We start from the raw sequence: 17,256 nt of genomic DNA on the forward strand, positions 1-17,256 counted from the left end.
TCGTTCTGACGGAAAACTCCATTAATACTGTAAGAATTATTCCTACAAACCGGACAACGTGGGGATTTTGCGGGGATTTTTGCCGCGCCGGGGCGGCGGAGAGAAGAATTCGCCGGGATTATAGAGCGTTTTCATCACGCTGCAAGATATGCGTGATAGATAGACCCGGGTTCTCGCCTGCTGCTCCGCACGATACCCTCCGAAGTGGCTGAACGCCTTTACTGGCAAGGGTTTTCCACCTCCGGTACAGCCCCGCTACAGGGTGTGTATCGCGCTGTAACAACATTAAGCGTTTGAAAAATACCTCGAAATGCTGCGGCCGATCCTGATAATGGACTGTCAGGGATAACCCGATCCGGTTCGGGCATGTTCCTCGTGTGGCGACCAAAAGAAGCTCACCCGCCCGACCAGGCTTTTGCGTGTCGCTCGACCTGAACGCCGCGACGCGAAGCCTTTCTGAACTAGGAGAACCGCATGCGAATTGCACAGATTGCGCCGCTTTATGAAGCTGTCCCGCCGAAATTTTACGGCGGCACGGAGCGCGTTGTGTCCTACCTCACCGAAGCGCTTGTCGATCTCGGCCACGATGTGACGCTCTTCGCAAGCGGCGATTCGGTCACTTCGGCGGATCTCGAAGCCTGCTGGCCGCGCGCGCTGCGTCTCGATCCGACGGTGCGCGACGCGATGGCACCGCACGTGTTGATGATGGAGCAAGTACGCCAGGTCGCCCACAAGTTCGATGTGCTGCACTTCCATCTCGACTACCTGCCCTTTCCGCTGTTCTCTACACTCGACACGCCGTTTGTCACCACGCTGCACGGGCGTCTCGATCTGCCAGAACTGCAGCCGGTGTTCGACGCGTTCTCCAACGCCCCGGTGGTGTCGATTTCCGATTCGCAACGGCAGCCGCTGCCGCAGGCGAACTGGCTCAACACGATCTATCACGGGCTGCCGGAGCAGTTGCTGACGCCGCAAGCCCACAAAGTGCCGGAGTATCTGGCGTTCCTCGGCCGTATCTGTCCTGAGAAACGCGTCGATACAGCCATCAGGATCGCTGCCCAGAGCGGCCTGCCGCTGAAGATCGCCGCCAAGGTGGACAAGGCCGACGAGGAATACTTCAAGACGGAAATCGAACCACTGCTGTCGCAGGCGCACGTCGAGTTCGTCGGCGAGATCACCGAAGCGCAGAAGCCCGAGTTTCTGTCGGGCGCGAAGGCACTGCTGTTTCCTATCGACTGGTCGGAGCCGTTCGGGCTTGTGATGATCGAGTCGATGGCATGCGGTGCGCCGGTAATTGCGTTCAACCGCGGCTCGGTGCCCGAGGTGATCGACCACGGCGTAACCGGCTTCATCTGCGAAGACGTGCAAGGCGCGGTCGCGGCGCTGCAGCGGATCGACGAACTATCGCGCAGCGAAATTCGCGCGCAGTTCGAACGCCGCTTCAGCTCGAAAACGATGGCGCAGAATTACGTGGACGGCTATACGGCACTCGTGGAAGAATGCCGCCGCCCGATACTGCGTCGCGTAGCGGTCGGCTAGGCGCTGAGCGCTAATTGCGCGTAACTTTGTCAGGTGAATCGTTTGCGCGATTCGAAAATTGCTAAAACCACCTGCCATCGACAAAAAGGCTGCCTTTAAAGGCAGCTTTTTTATTGACGCAAAAGAGGCACAAAAAAGATTGATTTGCCCCACATGCCTTCAGAGAGCTTTCACACCGTCGGTTGATTACGGCTCGATCAGGAACCGCTCGCGATTCTTGCCCGCGATCCATTTGGGCGGCTTGCCCCGGCCGCTCCACGTACTGCCCGTCTTCGGATCCTGATAGCGCGGCGGCAGCGGCGCCTTCTTTGGAGGCCGCCCACGCCGCGCTGCCACGGCAAATCCGAGGTCCTGGGCGGACAGACCGTACTCGACGATCTTGCTCCGGATCTCGGCGATGACGTTCACGAGTTCAGTGCGCCGCGCTTCCTCGGCCTGCGCCTGGAGCTTCGCAATCTGAGCCTTCAGATCTGCGTATTGTGACATTTTGGTCTCTGCCCTTTTCTAGGTGTCATTCGATCGGAGATTAGCTGCAAATAAAGAAATTCGCAATGCGAATTACACCCGCATATCAAGAAATCCTCTGATAATAATTAAGCGATGGGTGACTTATAAATCGTGTGACTCTTTCTCCGAAATAATCGAAGTGACCTGCTCGGATTTGACAATTCTTGACCACGTTGCGTTGATCGTTTGTCTAGAATCGGGCAGGGCGGTGCGCATCGGTAGGTTGCCGCGCCGCTTCCCGTCTCGAACTTTTTCGGGCGAATTTTTCAGGCGAATTTTCAGGAATACGTATATGCAGTTGTCAAAACGTGTCGCAGCCGAGCTCTTCGGCACTTTCTGGCTGGTGCTCGGCGGCTGCGGCAGCGCCGTGCTTGCCGCCAGCTTCACCGGGCCGGCCCATGGGCTAGGCATCGGCTTCGTGGGCGTTTCGCTCGCATTCGGCCTTACCGTCCTGACGATGGCCTACGCCATCGGTCACATTTCCGGATGTCATCTGAATCCGGCGGTGAGTGTCGGCCTGACGGTTGCCGGCCGCTTTCCGGCACGGGATCTCGTGCCGTACATCGTGGCGCAGGTCGTCGGCGCAGTGCTCGGCGCCTTCGTGCTCTCGTTGATCGCGTCGGGCAAGCCCGGTTTTGATCTCGTAGCCAGCGGGTTCGCCAGCAATGGTTACGGCGATCGTTCCCCGGGCCACTACTCAATGATTTCCGCGTTCATCTGCGAGGTCGTGATGACGGGTTTCTTCCTGTTCGTGATCCTCGGTGCAACGGATCGCCGCGCACCCGCCGGTTTTGCGCCTATCGCCATCGGCTTCTGCCTCACGCTCATCCATCTGATATCAATTCCGGTCACCAATACGTCCGTCAATCCAGCGCGTTCCACTGGGCCAGCGCTCTTCGTAGGTGGCGCCGCGGTCGACCAGTTGTGGCTGTTCTGGATCGCGCCGCTTCTCGGCGCTGTGATCGCTGGCGTGGTGTATCCGCTCGTTGCGGATCAACGCCAGACCGCCCCGGTTTTGAACTAAGACCACATTTCTCTGATGTCTGCTTGTCGGGCGGACATCACGATCTGAATCCGTGAACGGGCGCATCGGCGCCCGTTCTGCTTGCTACGCTGTCTGCGCAACGGTTCGCGAGAATGGGAAAGGCAATCGCAAAAATTAATGAATGGCACAAATGTAAGCGTCGCTTACCTTGATGCAAGCGTCGCGGCCCGACGACCTCGCACCCGCTCTGTGCGTACTGGTTGAACCCGTTGAAGGACGAGCGATGCACCGCTTGTCGATGTATCTCGCAACGGCTCCTGCGGACCGCACCATTTGCGCAGCTTGCATCGACGCTTGCACTCCGTAACATCTCGTCGCAGTCGAACCCTTCCCGGATGCGTAGATTGAACCTGTGCGACAACTATGTCGCGAGACAGGGGAAGAACCATGAAACGCATCGTTACTCATCTGCTTGTTGCTGCAGGTCTTGCCGCCGGCGCGTGCGGTGTCGCCGAGGCACATACGGATCTGAACATCGGTCTCTCGCTAGGCGCTCCTGCGCCGGTCTATGTACAGCCGACACCGGTCTATGCAGCGCCCCAACCGGTATACGATCATCCCGGCTGGAATCGCGGTGGCTGGGACCACCGTGGCTGGGAGCAGCAGCACTGGGACCGTGGTGACCATCGCCGCTACGACAATGAACGCAACGATCGTGGCGGCTGGGACGCTCGCGGGGACCGTGGCTACGGCTGGCACGGATAAGCGGCTCGATCGCGCACACGGCGGCGGTTGGTTCCACGGCTGATCGCCGCCGCAAGCCGGCTTGCGTGGCGCGGTGAGTGTCGCTGCGTCACACCAGTTCAGGTATCGGGAGACCTATGAGGTCACCGCGCCGTCCATCGCAAACAGCTTGCGCAGATGATGAGCAACGCCCGCCTCGAAGTTGTTGCCGATACGCGGCACGTTCGGCAGACGCGTGATGAGATCAGGATTGGCGTTGTTCATCATGAACGGATGCCCAGCCGTTTCGAGCAGATCGATATCATTCATATTGTCGCCGAACGCGACGCAGCGGGCCGCCTCGATGCCGAGACGGTCCAGCACGACCTGCAGTGCGCGCCCTTTCGATACATTCGCTGTCATCACCTCAAGACAGTCGGGTAGCGAATAGGTCACATAGAGCTTGTCGCCAAACTCGCGCTCGAGATTCGCTGCGACCTGCGCCAGATCACCAGGCTCACCGATATAAAGCACCTTCGCGATATCGCTGCCATCGTGCTGACGAAGGTTCGTCACTTCATACGTGAAGCCCGAATCCTGATGGAAGCGCAGGAGTTCTGGCGCATGGCGATCGATGAGCCATGCCTCGTCGGCGAAGAGATTCACGATCACCCGCCCGTGTTCGCCGGCGACGTGCGGATGCACGAGGCGCCGCACGATGTCCGGCGGCAGATCGCTTGCGTGGATCAATGCGTTGTCCGGCCCATGCACCCGTGCACCGTTCGACGTAACCAGATAGGGGCGGATGCCGAGCACATCGCGGATTCCGGCGACGTCGCAGAAATGGCGTCCCGTCGCGATCACGAAATGCATACCCTGCGCCTCCAGCGCGCGCACTGTGGATACGGTGAACGGATCGACCTGGTGGTCGCTGTTGAGGAGAGTTCCGTCAAGATCGGTGGCGATGACTTTATACATTTCGCAGGCAGCCGGGCAGCATCAGAGGAGCTATTTTAGCGTTCAATCGCGTCACCCCTAACGCCCGTTGCGCCGCTGGATGTCGACAAGAGGTGCGCCGCTTCACGCTGTGCGAGCTGAAGGGCGCCGTGGGCCGAATCGGCGAGCGGCGCGCGCAGCCGGGGACGATACGATTGCGGCACATACGACCGCAGCGGCTCGCCCAGGCCGCCGCACAGCGCGACAGGAAGTGTTCCGGACGGGTCGAGTGCGTCGATCATTTTCGCGATCTCGACGCCCGCCTCGCCTAGCAAACGGGCTGCGAACGGATGCCCGCTGTGCGCGAGCACAATGGGCGCAAGGCCCGCATAGGCAGTCTGGTTAGCCTCGCACAGCCATACGATCAGGTTGTCCCTGTCGCTGGCGCCGACGTGTTCGAGGAGAGCCTGCGAAAACGCGTCGTGCGCCACCCGGCTATCAAGTGCGTGCTGCGCGTGAACGATGGCGCGCAATCCCAACCAGGCACCGCTTGCCTCGTCGCCGGACGGAAACCCGTAGCCGCTCGCGATGCGCCACGGTCCTTCGCCATCGGCCGACGCCGCCACGCTTCCCGTTCCGAGCGCCACGACCACGCCATGCGCTTCGCCGTGCGCGCCGAGGAGCGTGGTGTACGCGTCGCTTTCGACGACAAGGCCCGCGAGTGCGGGCGCGTGCGCGCGGAAGGCGGCGAGCCAGTCACGGTTGTTCACGCCCGCCAGTCCACAACCGAGCACACAACGCGACCAGTCGAATTCGCATCCGGCGCGCATGAACGCGTCGCGACACGCGGACTCGATGGACTGCCACGCGCGTTGGACACCGAGTCCGAGCCCAGATGGACCACCCGTAGCCTGTGCGAGTTCTGCGCCACGCAGATCGCCGAGCACTAGCCTCGTGCCCGACCCACCGCCGTCGACACCGATGAGGAAATAGTCTTGAGTCATCGAAATGCATTCGTTTGAGTAAGTGCTGCAAAGCGTATCGGGTTCGCCTCGATCCGGCAATCGGCCGTCTGGCCAGGTGGCGGCGCGCATCTGTTCGGCTATTCTTGCGTAGCCGTGTCGGCGGCGACACACACGCACAAAATCTCCTTCACATCCCACCCGCAGGAGCCGGAAAGTGACACAGCGATGCAACTGGGCAACGAGCGAAGCACTCGCGCAGTACCACGATAGCGAATGGGGCGTTCCCTCACGAAACGACCAGCACCTGTTCGAAATGCTCGTGCTGGAAGGCGCACAGGCCGGATTGTCCTGGTCGACTATCCTGAACAAGCGTGAAGGTTACCGTCGCGCGTTCGCAGACTTCGATATCGACAAGGTCGCACGCTTCACGCCCAAACAGATCGACGCACTGGTGCTGGACGCCGCCATCGTGCGCCATCGCGGGAAACTCGAGTCGGCTGTCACCAATGCGCGCGCCGTGCAGCAGATCCAGGAGGAGCACGGCTCGCTTGCCAATTTTGTGTGGTCCTTCGTCGACCAGACCCCACTCCAGAACAACTGGGCGTCGTACAAGGAGGCGCCGGCGTCGACAGAGATTTCAGACGCTCTCAGCAAGGCGCTGAAACGATACGGCTGCAAGTTCGTCGGGACGACGATTTGCTACTCGCTCATGCAAGCCATCGGCATGGTCAACGATCATGAACAGACCTGCGAGTGCCGCGCTCGGTGTGCCTCGCTCGGCAAAAAAGGGCGCAAACGCACGGTAGCTTGAAAAATGACGATCCGTGTCACCGTCCCATTTTATGCAGTTGCTTACGGGTTATTCCCGATGCTCGGGAAATCCCGTCTCCCCAAGGCCACCTCCCGAAGCCCCTATGCAGAAGGCTCTGCAATGTACAGCTTCGCTGCAAGCGACTTCGCTTCATGTCAAAATTGCGCGCCCGCAAAACCGGCCGCTACGTTTTTCCCGCTCTGGGTCGTTATTGGGGTACTAAAGAATGTCGGGGCGACGTCTCCCCGAGCAGTTCCCAATCGTTGCCAGTTGCCACAGCGGCGGGCAGCGAGCCGCGTTCTCTAAAGGGGGCGGCAGTTTTGGGCGTTTCCGGCCTTGTTTGTTGCGCCACACCAGACCCGGCTGACATTACACTCGAATAGAACAACCGCTGCGCTTCGCGCAGGGGCATCCGTCACATGAAAAGCCCGAACTTTCTCACTCACCAGGAAATATTCAACCGGGCTGTGAGCCACCTTTACGGGCAAGGACGTACTGCGTTGCTGCCGCGGGGTGGCGGTGCCTACCGGGGTATCTGCGGTGGCTGTCCAGTCGGCAGCTTTATCAAGCCGCGCGACTACATGACGGTCATGGAGGGCATTCCTGTGCGCTACGTCACAAAGGACCCGCTGAATGTGCCGGCCTACATGGACGTCGGTATGCGGCATTGAAGGAAGCACTCTTGCGGGCGCGTATCGACACTTACGACGCTACCGCCGTTGAATTGCTTAGCTGCCTGCAAAACGTTCACGACGCGTTCGGCATATGGGAATGGCCGGAACGGCTTAGTTCGATCGCCCGCCAGTTCTCGCTGTCCGCTGAGCGCGTAAAGAGCACGGCTTGAGTCCGGCTCGTCCGATATCGAGGCGCATCTGAACGGATGCTGCGCCTCGCGACAGCCGGTCCATCGCAGAACGCGAAATTGCAAAACTCTGCGCGCGGACGCCTGCCGGTGCCCGCTTTCGCACTGCCGAAACAAAACGGCGGTGACGCTTCTTTCGAAGCGTCACCGCCGTCGAGCCATACCGGAAAGCTTGCTTAGTGCAGCTTTTTCGGCAGTTGCTGGCTGCGCAGGCGCTTGTGCAGGCGCTTCACAGCTGCTGCCTTCTTGCGCTTACGCGCCGTCGTCGGCTTCTCATACGATTGGCGCTCACGCAGCTCGGCGATCAGGCCATTCTTTTCGATAGCGCGACGAAAGCGGCGAATCGCCACTTCGAACGGCTCGTTTTCTTTCAGAAGAATCGTCGTCATGTAATTCCTAACTAAATCGCTTGATACGGTTAATTGCGTGGCGGCAACCCGCTCACGCGCCGGCACTCCGGTCGTTTCGATACATGGCCAATAACAGGCAAACGAAACCATGGACGAAAACGAGAGGCAAAGCGGCCACGGAGGCCGGAAAAGAGAGGTGGGGAGTTCACCGCGAAACGCGGGCAGACGCACAATGCAGCGCCGCGTCTGATGCCCACTTCGCCACCGACTTTGACTACAAATCGACCACGAAACAGGCAAAGATCTCAATTCACTCCCGATGATATCAGGAAAATATCGTGCCGACCACCGTTTTAGCGATTTGGCTCAGGCACTTGCGTCGTTCAACTGGCGGATATCGGCGTCGCTGAGCGTCAGATGGACCGCTGCGGTGAGACTCTTCAGCTGTTCAACCGACGTCGCGCTCGCGATCGGTGCCGTCACGCTCGGCCGCGCGATCAGCCATGCGAGCGATACCGTCGCGGGTGCGCTGTCATGTCGGCCGGCGACTTCGTCGAGCGCTTTGAGGATGCGAATGCCGCGCTCGTTGAGGTATTTTTCGACGCGGCTGCCCCGCGCGCTTTTGCCCAGATCCGCGCCAGACCGGTATTTCCCGGAAAGGAAACCGCTTGCGAGGCTGTAATAGGTCACGACGCCCAGCCGGTGCGCCTGAGCAACCGGTTCGAGGTCGCTTTCGAAGGCTGCGCGATCGTACAGGTTGTATTCGGGCTGGATCAACTGATATTTGGGCAACCCGTACTGCTGCGCGACCAAAAGCGCCTCCTCAACACGCGCACCGCTGTAGTTCGACGCTCCGATCACACGCACCTTGCCCACCTCGATCAGGCGCTGATAAGCACCGAGGGTCTCCGCGAGCGGCGTATCCGCATCGTCGAGGTGAGAAAAATAGACATCGACACAGTCGGTTTGCAGGCGGCGCAGCGAATCTTCGACCGCCGTCTGGATATTGCCGCCCGACAGGCCCTTGCGCGCTGCGAGCATCCCTACTTTCGTCGCGAGCACAACCTTGTCGCGCTTGCCGCTTTTCTTCAGCCACTTGCCGATGATGGTTTCCGACTCGCCGCCCTGGTGGCCCGGCACCCAGGCGGAGTAAACGTCCGCGGTATCAATGAACTCGAGCCCGGCATCGACAAAGGCGTCGAGAATCGAGAATGAAGTGGCTTCATCGGCGGTCCAGCCGAACACGTTTCCGCCGAATACCAGCGGCGCGACCTGTAGCGAAGAGCTTGCGATAGTGCGTTTCTGCATGACGCCTCCACAAGCGTTATGCCTCAAGATCGTCAAGAATACGCCGCATTGCCGACGCTCACAGCGGACAACATCGACGTCCTCCCTCGGCCCCTGCGCGATTCGATCGCCGCCAGGATCTCGACTTCATGCGCCGAGCGGCTTCCGCCTATGAGTTCGAACCCCCATTTTCAAATCTTCCCTAAAGTTTTCGTCTGATCCCGCCGACAACCAGGAAAGGCGGCGCCACTCATCAAACAGCGCGACGCCTGGAACCAAACAGCCTATCTCCGAGGCGTTTTCCAAAAGAGGAAGCAAATGCTGAGCATAAACACCAATATTCTGTCGCTGACGGCACAGACCAATATCTCGGGTTCGCAAAGCGCGCTGTCGCAGGCGATTAACCGCCTTTCGTCGGGCAAGCGTATCAACACGGCGGCTGACGACGCAGCAGGCAACGCAATCGCGACGTCGCAAACGGCGATGATCAACGCGCTGAACCAGGGCGTCTCCAACGCGAACAACGCGGTTTCGATGGTGCAAACGGCCAACGGCGCGCTTTCTTCGACCGTCGCCGACCTGCAACGTATCCGCCAGCTGGCAGTTCAAGCCGGTGACGGTTCGCTGAACTCCGCTGCGCTGTCGAACCTGGACGCCGAAGTTCAAACGCGTCTTGCCGACATCACCCGCATCGCGTCTCAAACCACGTTCAACGGCACGGCAGTCCTGTCGTCCGCGGGCACGGTGAACTTCCAGATTGGTGCATTTGCGGGCCAACAAACCGCGCTGAGCTTCGGCGCCACCACGTGGAATTCGACCGGCCTCGGCGTCAACGCGCTCTCCGTGTCGACAGCTGCAGGTGCACAAACGGCGATGGGCTTGATCGATACCGCGCTCGCCAGCGTGAATACCTTCCAGGCAACGCTGGGTGCACAGCAGAACACGATCACCCAGGCGATTTCGACGACGGAAACGGAATCGACAAACATGAGCGCGGCACAATCGCAGATTACCGACGCCAACTTCGCACAGGAAACGGCGAACCTGAGCAAGGCACAGGTGCTGCAACAGGCTGGCATCTCGGTGCTGGCTCAGGCAAACTCGCTGCCGCAGCAGGTTCTGAAGCTGCTCCAGTAAGCATGACTGGCAAGCGGCGCGCATCATCGCGCCGCTGTCTGGCCGGAGCTGCAGCAGCAAGCAGCTCCGGCACTCAGGCGCATCGCCGTCTAACCGGGAGGCACGCCTCCCGTCATGCATTTATAACGAGCACAAATCTGCTACTTCGAATCGACGACCGGAGTTTCTGAATGACCGCCACTACGACATCGACGACCGCCTCCAGTCTGAGCAGCCAGCTCGCACAGGCGGCTCAGTCCATCATCTCCGGTTCGACCAAATCATCGCTCGATGTCAGTTCTCTCGTATCGGCTTTGGTCACGTCGAAGACTGTCGGCCAGGCGACCACCATCAGCAACGCACAGACAAGCGACAATACTGAACTGACCGCAATCGGGCAGATCAAGTCTGCGCTGGCTGCGCTTCAAACTTCATTGAGCGGTCTCTCGGACGGCTCCACCTTGGGGCAACTAAGCGCCACCGCGAGCGGCTCAGGGCTGACCGCGACCACGACGACCGGCGCGGCGGCGGGCACCCACACCATTCTGGTGTCCAGCATTGCGACGGCCAACTCGATTTCGTCGCAGGCTTTCACCTCCACCCAAAACTTCGGCAGCGGCACGCTGACCGTCGGGTTGGGCACTAGCTCGATGCAGGTCAGCGTGTCAGCGACGGACACACTTTCCACCATCGCCGCGAACATCAACGCGTCGAGCAGCAATCCCGGGGTAACGGCAACGATCGTCAATGCGGCGGACGGTCAACATCTGGTGGTGTCGTCGAATTCGACCGGCGCCGCCAACACGGTTTCGCTCTCTGCGACGAGCGGTCTCAACCAGTCGCTGGCGACGGGCTACTCGACGGTAGTGGCGGCCGCGGACGCCTCGCTCAAGATTGACGGCAATACTGTCACCAGCGCAACGAACTCAATCTCCAGTGCACTGACCGGCGTGACGCTGAACCTGACGTCGGCTGCTATCAATCAAACGCAGACGCTGACGCTTGCGCAGGATACGACGGGCATTACCACGGCGATCAATAGTTTCGTGACGGCGTACAACAACGTGATCACCACTGCGTCGGGACTGAGTTCGTATACGGCGGCGAGCAGCGGGAACGCTGCGACAGCGGGCCCACTGCTCGGCGATGCAATGCTGAATTCGATCACGAACGGTATCGCCAGCATCATCAGCGCTGGCGTGACATCGGGCAGCAAGACGTACAGCCTGTCCTCGCTGGGTCTGAATCTGCAGCCGGACGGCACGATCAAAGTCGACAGCACGGCGTTACAAACGGCATTGACGTCGAACAGTGCGGCGGTATCTGCTGTGTTCAACCAGGCTAACGGCATCGGTGTGTCGTTGAAGGACTTCCTCACGCCGTACACGGAGACGACCGGCGTCATCGACCAGCGCACGCAGTTCCTGAATAGCGACCTGTCGAAACTGGCGGATCAGAGTACCCAACTAACAAGCTACCAGAACTCATTGACCGCGCAATACAACGCCCAATTTACGGCGCTCAATACCCTGATGGCGCAGATGCAGAGCAATTCCACTTATCTGACCCAGCTGTTTGGCGGTACGAGCAGCGCTGGCACGCTCGCCACCAACAAGTAACGAAACGGCACCTGTCATTATCGACTTTCAGGAGTGGGAAGCATGGAAAGCAATTCGCTTCGCCGCGCCCTCACGTTGACGCACGCACTCAAAACCGCCGTCGCGCAGGGCGACTGGGTGCAGGCAGCGGCACTGGGTGACGAGCGCTCGGCCCTGTTAATGTCCCTGCAGCCCGGGCAGCCGGAGGAAGCGCTCGCCATGATCCGCGAAATCCAGCAAATCGACCGTGCAGTCACGGAGCAGATCAAGGCCGGCAAGGAGAAGCTCGAGGAGCATCACAATTGCGCGATACGGCGTATCGATTCAGTGAGCAAGTATCACTCGACGGCGATGCTTTGAAGTACCGACGGCGCGCGCCGCAACGGAATCTGGCATAACGCAGTGAATACCCCATCCATCGAATGGGGAATGGTAGAGGTGCCCGGGAAAGCCGCAGTCATGCGGCTTTTTTTTCGTGCGGCAGCGGGACGCACATGCGCAGCGACCCGCCGCCCAGGGTCTGCCGACGCTCAGCACGCCGTCAGGTTCCGCTCGGAGCCCCGGCAATGTACCTCTCCCACATTCCTTCGAACGCCTCTTCCAGGTTGCGCGCGAAGCGCGCGGCGTCGCATAGCGGCGATGCCAGAAGCTGCTCGCGCAAGCCCGCCCGCAGCACGCGCAGACGCTCACGGTCCGCAGAGAATGCCACGGCTTTGGCGATGTAATCATCATCGTCTGCGGCAATCCAGTCTGCCATACCCGCGGTCTGGGCAATCGTTTCGCCCACGTGCGACAGAAACCGGTCGCCGCGGCGCGTGAGCACCGGAACGCCCATCCACAGGCTTTCCACGCTCGTCGTTCCCCCCGGATACGGAAAGGGATCGAGCGCGAGATCGACGCGGTTGTATGTCTCGAGATGTGCAGTCCGCGTCGTGAAACCCTCCAGCAAGAGGCGCTCTGTGGCAATGCCATGCGCCTCAAACCGTTCGGTCATTGCGTTGCACCCCGTCGGCCTCATGAACTGCTTGGCCTTCAAAAGCAGACGTGAGCCGGGCACCGCATGCAGTACACGCGACCAGAGCGCAACCGCTGCGTCGCCGATCTTGTCGGCGTTATTCAGACAGCCGAACGTCACGAATCCATTTTTCGACGCGGGCAGCGAGTCGATCGCGATTTCCGGCTCGGGCGGTGCAAAGCACAGATAGCTGTCCGGCAGGCGCCAGGGCTTCTCCACGAAGTGCGACGCTTCGGACTCCGGCAACACATGACGGTCCGCCAGAATATAGTCAATGGCCTCGAGCCCGGTGGTCGCGAAAAAGCCAAGCCAGGTCACCTGCACCGGCGCCGGCTTCCAGGCAAACACCGACAGCCGGCTGTATGCGGTATGCCCTGACAGATCGACCAGGATGTCGATGCGATCGGAACGAATGAGATTCGCGCAAGCGTCGTCAGGCATACCACTCACGTCGTGCCACCGCTCGAAACGGGGCTTCAGGCGCACGGTCATTTGATCCACGAAGGCATGCGTCGAGTACGCGACCAGTTGCACGCGCTTCCGGTTCAGGTGTGCGATGACATTTTCGAGGAAAAAGGCAACAGGGTGGCACTTCAGATCGCCGGAGACAAACCCCACGCGCAGCGGCCGCGTGCCCTCCGTGCTCGCCGGCACGTGATGCCAGGGTCGCGCGTCTTCGGCCGCCCGCTCGCCAAACCGGGACGCATAACCACGCACCGTCTCGGGCGAAAAGCGCGCAACGGATGTCATGCTGAACATCAGCGAGTAATACATATTGACTGCCCGGAAACCCCGTTCGAGTGCTTCGAGATAGGCGTCAACTGCAGCCTCATGCTGCCCGAGTGCGTGAAGAATGTCTCCATGCGTGGCATGTATAGCCGCCGCCCCGTCCAGTAAAAGCGCCTTGCGACAACTCGCCAGCGCCTCTTCAAGCTTGCGCTGTTCGACGAGCAGAACCACCAGATTGTGGTGCATGACGGCATCGTCAGGGTTGAGCTCGAGCGCATGGCGGTAACTCAGCTCGGCCGCCTCATGCTTTTCGAGTTCGCGGTACGCATTGCCCAGATTGCTGTACGCCTCGCCCAGCCGGGGGTCGAGTTCGAGCGCGCGCTGGCACGACACGATTGCCGCGTCGTGTTTCTTCTGGCGCCTCAACGCGCCCCCCAGGTTACAGTGCGCGATCGCCAGCTTCGGATCCAGCGCAACGGCCGCCTCGAACTGCGTCACCGCCTCTTCCAGTTCGCCCGCATCGCGCAGCGCGCAACCCAGACTGTTGTGCGCGTTCGCGTCATCTCCACCCAGCCCGCGGCGCAGGCTCTCGATCGCCTCCGCCAGCGCGCCGCGCTCGCGCAGCGCCAGCCCCAGGCCGTGATGCGCCATGCGCAGCTGCGGCATCAGCGACACCGCCCGCCGGTAGCTTGCGATCGCCTCATCGAGCCGCCCCTGCGCCCGCTGCACATTGCCCAGGTTGTTGTGCGCCTGCGCATACTCCGGCCGCAGCGCCACCGCCTTGCCATAGCTGGCCGCCGCGGCCTCCAGCTCACCCAGGTCCTGCAGCGCATTGCCCAGGTTGTTGTAGGCCTCGGCGTACCCCGGGCGCAGCTCGATCGCCTGCGCGCAGCTGAGCATCGATGCCTGTGGCTGCCGCGCCTCGCGCAGCGCGTTACCCAGGTTGTTGTGCGCCTCCGGGTAATCCGGTTTTAACGACACCGCCCGCCGGTAATGCTCGATCGCCTGTGCCAGCTGCCCACGCTCCAGCAGCATGTTGCCCAGATTGTTGTAATACGCCGGCTGCGGCTGCACCGCGATCGAGCGCTCCATCAGCCTGATGCCCACCTCGTGCTGCTGCACCTGACAGGCCAGCAGCCCCAGGTAATGCAGCGCATCCGCCTGCTCCGGCTGCGCCTGCAGGATCTGCTCGTACAGCCTCTTCGCCTCGGCCAGTTCGCCGGACCGGTGATGCGCCAGCGCTGCTTTCAGGGAGTGAGAAATATCTTGCATCGCTCTTTAGCGCGGCGTTCACGGACAATCACACGCCCGCTCGCCAACTGCTCCATTCATTCACGCCGCGGTGGCTGCTTCGGCGACACCGGCGCAGTACCGGGCCCACATGCCCTGGAAGGCGTCGTCGAGATTGCGGGCGAAACGCTGTGCATCGCATAGCGGCGAGGCCAGCACCTGCGCGCGCAGGCCCGCCCGCAGCACGCGCAGACGCTCGCGGTCCGCAGAGAACGCCACGGCCCTGGCGATGTAGTCCTCCTCGTTTTCGGCGATCCAGTCTTCGAGACCCGCCGTGTGCAGCAGGCTCTCGCAGATGTGGGTGACGAACCGGTCGCCTTTCATGCACAGTACCGGCGAGCCCATCCAGAGGGCTTCGGCAGTCGTGGTACCCCCCGGATAGGGAAACGGGCTCAGCGTGATGTCCACGCGATTGTAGGCATTGAGATACTCCGCACGCGGCGAGCCGGCTTCAAGGATCAGCCGCCCCGCGTCGATGCCATGTGACGCAAAGCGTGCCACCGTCGAGCGCCAGATGTCTTTCACATTGCTCCCCGGCGACTTCAGGAACAGCCGCGAGCCTGGCACCGCATGCAGCAGGCGGGACCAAACGGCAATGACGTTATCGTTCAGCTTGATATGCTTGCCAAAGCAGCCAAAGGTCACACCGTCATTCGTAAGCATCGGCAGCGGACCGATCTTCACCTCGGGCTCGGGCGGCGTGAAACACAGATAGCTGTCCGGCAGGCGCCAGGGCTTCTCCACGAAGTGCGATGCCTCCGACTCCGGCAACACGTGACGGTCCCCCAGAACATAGTCGATGGCCTTGCAGCCCGTGGTCGCAAAAAAACCGATCCACGTCACCTGTACCGGCGCCGGCTTCCACGCGAACACGGGAATTCCGGTGAAGGCCGTATGTCCGGACAGATCGACCAGAATATCGATTCGATCGTCGTAGACCTTTTGCGCGGCCGCTTCAGTGCTCAGGTGATGCAGCGCGTGCCACCCGGAAAAATACGGCTTGAGGCGTGCAGTGATGTCGTCTTCGATCTCGCAGGTCGAGTAGGCGACCAGTTGTACGCGCGCGGAGTCGAGGTGCGCGCAGACAGATTCAAGAAAGATGCCGATCGGGTGCAATCTCAGGTCGCCGGACATGAAGCCCACCCGCAGCGGGCGCGCCTCCCCGCTCACGGGCGGCGAATGACGCCAGGGCCTCGCGTGTTCGGCCATCAGGTCGCCGAAACGGACCGCTTCTTCATGGAACGCTTCCACCGAGGTATTCGGTGAACCCGCGAGATTGAACAGCAGGCGGTTATAGGCCTCTACTCGATCTGGCGCAAGCTGGATCGCCTGGCGGTAAACAGCGGCCGATCTGACGAGGTCGCCTTGCGCGCGCAGAATGTCACCGAGATTGATGTACATCCGCGCAGTCGGCATGACGAGCGACATGGCCTTGTTGCTGCTTACCATCGCTTCTTCGAGCTTCTCCAGCTTGAGCAGCACCGTCGTCAGTTCGTCTTGCACGACGGCATCGTCAGGGTTGAGCTCGAGCGCATAGCGGTAACTCAGCTCGGCCGCCTCATGCTTTTCGAGTTCGTGGTACGCATTGCCCAGATTGCTGTACGCCTCGCCCAGCCGGGGGTCGAGTTCGAGCGCGCGCTGGCACGACACGATTGCCGCGTCGTGTTTTTTCTGGCGCCTCAACGCGCCCCCCAGGTTGCAGTGCGCGATCGCCAGCTTCGGATCCAGCGCAACGGCCGCCTCGAACTGCGTCACCGCCTCTTCGAGTTCGCCCGCATCGCGCAGCGCGCAACCCAGACTGTTGTGCGCGTTCGCGTCATCTCCACCCAGCCCGCGGCGCAGGCTCTCGATCGCCTCCGCCAGCGCGCCGCGCTCGCGCAGCGCCAGCCCCAGGCCGTGATGCGCCATGCGCAGCTGCGGCATCAGCGACACCGCCCGCCGGTAGCTTGCGATCGCCTCATCGAGCCGCCCCTGCGCCCGCTGCACATTGCCCAGGTTGTTGTGCGCCTGCGCATACTCCGGCCGCAACACCACCGCCTTGCCATAGCTGGCCGCCGCGGCCTCCAGCTCACCCAGGTCCTGCAGCGCATTGCCCAGGTTGTTGTAGGCCTCGGCGTACCCCGGGCGCAGCTCGATCGCCTGCGCGCAGCTGAGCATCGATGCCTGTGGCTGCCGCGCCTCGCGCAGCGCGTTACCCAGGTTGTTGTGCGCCTCCGGGTAATCCGGTTTTAACGACACCGCCCGCCGGTAATGCTCGATCGCCTGTGCCAGCTGCCCACGCTCCAGCAGCATGTTGCCCAGATTGTTGTAATACGCCGGCTGCGGCTGCACCGCGATCGAGCGCTCCATCAGCCTGATGCCCACCTCGTGCTGCTGCACCTGACAGGCCAGCAGCCCCAGGTAATGCAGCGCATCCGCCTGCTCCGGCTGCACCTGCAGGATCTGCTCGTACAGCCTCTTCGCCTCGGCCAGTTCGCCGGACCGGTGATGCGCCAGCGCTGCTTTCAGGGAGTGGGAAATATCTTGCATGGCTCTGTCGGGGC

Annotated in this window: 14 protein-coding genes and 1 pseudogene; 8 read left to right on the plus strand and 7 right to left on the minus strand. The window is 61.3% G+C overall.

Annotated elements, in window-relative coordinates; all coding sequences use genetic code 11:
* Nucleotides 1–474 precede the first annotated feature (474 nt).
* Nucleotides 475–1,539 carry a glycosyltransferase family 4 protein gene (locus B0G77_RS06270; protein WP_133661334.1) on the plus strand — a complete coding sequence of 355 codons (1,065 nt, stop codon included), beginning with the start codon at nt 475–477 and terminating at the stop codon, nt 1,537–1,539.
* Nucleotides 1,540–1,725: 186 nt separating this feature from the next.
* Here the strand turns inward: B0G77_RS06270 and B0G77_RS06275 are convergent, their stop codons facing one another.
* The gene (locus tag B0G77_RS06275) at nt 1,726–2,025 is read right to left on the minus strand and encodes an H-NS histone family protein (RefSeq protein ID WP_133661335.1); all 300 of its coding nucleotides are present in this window, start codon (nt 2,023–2,025) and stop codon (nt 1,726–1,728) included.
* A gap of 313 nt (nt 2,026–2,338) precedes the next feature.
* Between B0G77_RS06275 and aqpZ the strand changes: the two genes are divergently transcribed.
* Together aqpZ and B0G77_RS06285 are read left to right on the plus strand one after the other, a co-directional pair.
* A complete protein-coding gene (aqpZ, locus tag B0G77_RS06280) occupies nt 2,339–3,070 on the plus strand; it encodes an aquaporin Z (RefSeq protein ID WP_133661336.1) in 732 nt (243 codons plus the stop codon).
* Between the two features lie 408 nt (nt 3,071–3,478).
* On the plus strand, nt 3,479–3,796 hold the full coding sequence (locus B0G77_RS06285; protein ID WP_133661337.1) for a PXPV repeat protein: 318 nt from the start codon (nt 3,479–3,481) through the stop codon (nt 3,794–3,796).
* Between the two features lie 114 nt (nt 3,797–3,910).
* On the opposite strand, the gene B0G77_RS06290 is transcribed toward B0G77_RS06285, so the two are convergent.
* Nucleotides 3,911–4,732 carry a Cof-type HAD-IIB family hydrolase gene (locus tag B0G77_RS06290; protein ID WP_133661338.1) on the minus strand — a complete coding sequence of 274 codons (822 nt, stop codon included), beginning with the start codon at nt 4,730–4,732 and terminating at the stop codon, nt 3,911–3,913.
* Nucleotides 4,733–4,767: 35 nt separating this feature from the next.
* Nucleotides 4,768–5,694 (minus strand): BadF/BadG/BcrA/BcrD ATPase family protein, encoded by a 927-nt coding sequence (locus B0G77_RS06295; protein WP_133661339.1) that lies wholly within the window; start codon nt 5,692–5,694, stop codon nt 4,768–4,770.
* Between the two features lie 175 nt (nt 5,695–5,869).
* Here B0G77_RS06295 and B0G77_RS06300 point away from each other — a divergent pair, with 175 nt between their 5' ends.
* A complete protein-coding gene (locus B0G77_RS06300) occupies nt 5,870–6,466 on the plus strand; it encodes a DNA-3-methyladenine glycosylase I (protein WP_133661340.1) in 597 nt (198 codons plus the stop codon).
* 419 nt (nt 6,467–6,885) lie between these two features.
* Nucleotides 6,886–7,310, plus strand: a pseudogene (locus tag B0G77_RS06305) (hypothetical protein).
* 194 nt (nt 7,311–7,504) lie between these two features.
* On the opposite strand, the gene rpsU reads toward B0G77_RS06305, so the two are convergent.
* Nucleotides 7,505–7,717 carry a 30S ribosomal protein S21 gene (gene rpsU / locus B0G77_RS06310; protein WP_074262890.1) on the minus strand — a complete coding sequence of 71 codons (213 nt, stop codon included), beginning with the start codon at nt 7,715–7,717 and terminating at the stop codon, nt 7,505–7,507.
* 327 nt (nt 7,718–8,044) lie between these two features.
* Nucleotides 8,045–8,986, minus strand: coding sequence for an aldo/keto reductase (locus tag B0G77_RS06315; protein ID WP_133661341.1), 942 nt, complete (start codon nt 8,984–8,986; stop codon nt 8,045–8,047).
* Nucleotides 8,987–9,283: 297 nt separating this feature from the next.
* On the opposite strand from B0G77_RS06315, the gene B0G77_RS06320 reads away from it, so the two are divergent.
* From B0G77_RS06320 to fliT, 3 genes are all read left to right on the plus strand, one after another.
* A complete protein-coding gene (locus B0G77_RS06320; RefSeq protein WP_133661342.1) occupies nt 9,284–10,102 on the plus strand; it encodes a flagellin domain-containing protein in 819 nt (272 codons plus the stop codon).
* A 170-nt stretch (nt 10,103–10,272) separates the two neighbouring features.
* Nucleotides 10,273–11,700, plus strand: coding sequence for a flagellar filament capping protein FliD (fliD, locus tag B0G77_RS06325; protein WP_133661343.1), 1,428 nt, complete (start codon nt 10,273–10,275; stop codon nt 11,698–11,700).
* A 42-nt stretch (nt 11,701–11,742) separates the two neighbouring features.
* Nucleotides 11,743–12,039 (plus strand): flagellar protein FliT, encoded by a 297-nt coding sequence (fliT, locus tag B0G77_RS06330; RefSeq protein WP_243750943.1) that lies wholly within the window; start codon nt 11,743–11,745, stop codon nt 12,037–12,039.
* Nucleotides 12,040–12,220: 181 nt separating this feature from the next.
* On the opposite strand, the gene B0G77_RS06335 is transcribed toward fliT, so the two are convergent.
* Both B0G77_RS06335 and B0G77_RS06340 read right to left on the minus strand, forming a co-directional pair.
* Nucleotides 12,221–14,695 carry a tetratricopeptide repeat protein gene (locus B0G77_RS06335; protein WP_133661345.1) on the minus strand — a complete coding sequence of 825 codons (2,475 nt, stop codon included), beginning with the start codon at nt 14,693–14,695 and terminating at the stop codon, nt 12,221–12,223.
* A 60-nt stretch (nt 14,696–14,755) separates the two neighbouring features.
* Nucleotides 14,756–17,242 carry a tetratricopeptide repeat protein gene (locus tag B0G77_RS06340; protein ID WP_133661346.1) on the minus strand — a complete coding sequence of 829 codons (2,487 nt, stop codon included), beginning with the start codon at nt 17,240–17,242 and terminating at the stop codon, nt 14,756–14,758.
* Between the last annotated feature and the right edge of the window lie 14 nt (nt 17,243–17,256).

The sequence above is a fragment of the Paraburkholderia sp. BL10I2N1 genome (assembly GCF_004361815.1).
GTDB lineage: Bacteria > Pseudomonadota > Gammaproteobacteria > Burkholderiales > Burkholderiaceae > Paraburkholderia.

Bases quoted from the DNA above. Each gene is read 5' to 3' on its own strand.
- B0G77_RS06315 (WP_133661341.1), bottom strand. From the start codon at position 8,986: ATGCAGAAACGCACTATCGCAAGCTCTTCGCTACAGGTCGCGCCGCTG.
- B0G77_RS06275 (WP_133661335.1), bottom strand. From the start codon at position 2,025: ATGTCACAATACGCAGATCTGAAGGCTCAGATTGCGAAGCTCCAGGCG.
- B0G77_RS06320 (WP_133661342.1), top strand. From the start codon at position 9,284: ATGCTGAGCATAAACACCAATATTCTGTCGCTGACGGCACAGACCAAT.
- aqpZ (WP_133661336.1), top strand. From the start codon at position 2,339: ATGCAGTTGTCAAAACGTGTCGCAGCCGAGCTCTTCGGCACTTTCTGG.
- fliT (WP_243750943.1), top strand. From the start codon at position 11,743: ATGGAAAGCAATTCGCTTCGCCGCGCCCTCACGTTGACGCACGCACTC.
- B0G77_RS06285 (WP_133661337.1), top strand. From the start codon at position 3,479: ATGAAACGCATCGTTACTCATCTGCTTGTTGCTGCAGGTCTTGCCGCC.
- B0G77_RS06340 (WP_133661346.1), bottom strand. From the start codon at position 17,242: ATGCAAGATATTTCCCACTCCCTGAAAGCAGCGCTGGCGCATCACCGG.
- B0G77_RS06290 (WP_133661338.1), bottom strand. From the start codon at position 4,732: ATGTATAAAGTCATCGCCACCGATCTTGACGGAACTCTCCTCAACAGC.
- B0G77_RS06295 (WP_133661339.1), bottom strand. From the start codon at position 5,694: ATGACTCAAGACTATTTCCTCATCGGTGTCGACGGCGGTGGGTCGGGC.
- B0G77_RS06335 (WP_133661345.1), bottom strand. From the start codon at position 14,695: ATGCAAGATATTTCTCACTCCCTGAAAGCAGCGCTGGCGCATCACCGG.
- B0G77_RS06270 (WP_133661334.1), top strand. From the start codon at position 475: ATGCGAATTGCACAGATTGCGCCGCTTTATGAAGCTGTCCCGCCGAAA.
- fliD (WP_133661343.1), top strand. From the start codon at position 10,273: ATGACCGCCACTACGACATCGACGACCGCCTCCAGTCTGAGCAGCCAG.
- rpsU (WP_074262890.1), bottom strand. From the start codon at position 7,717: ATGACGACGATTCTTCTGAAAGAAAACGAGCCGTTCGAAGTGGCGATT.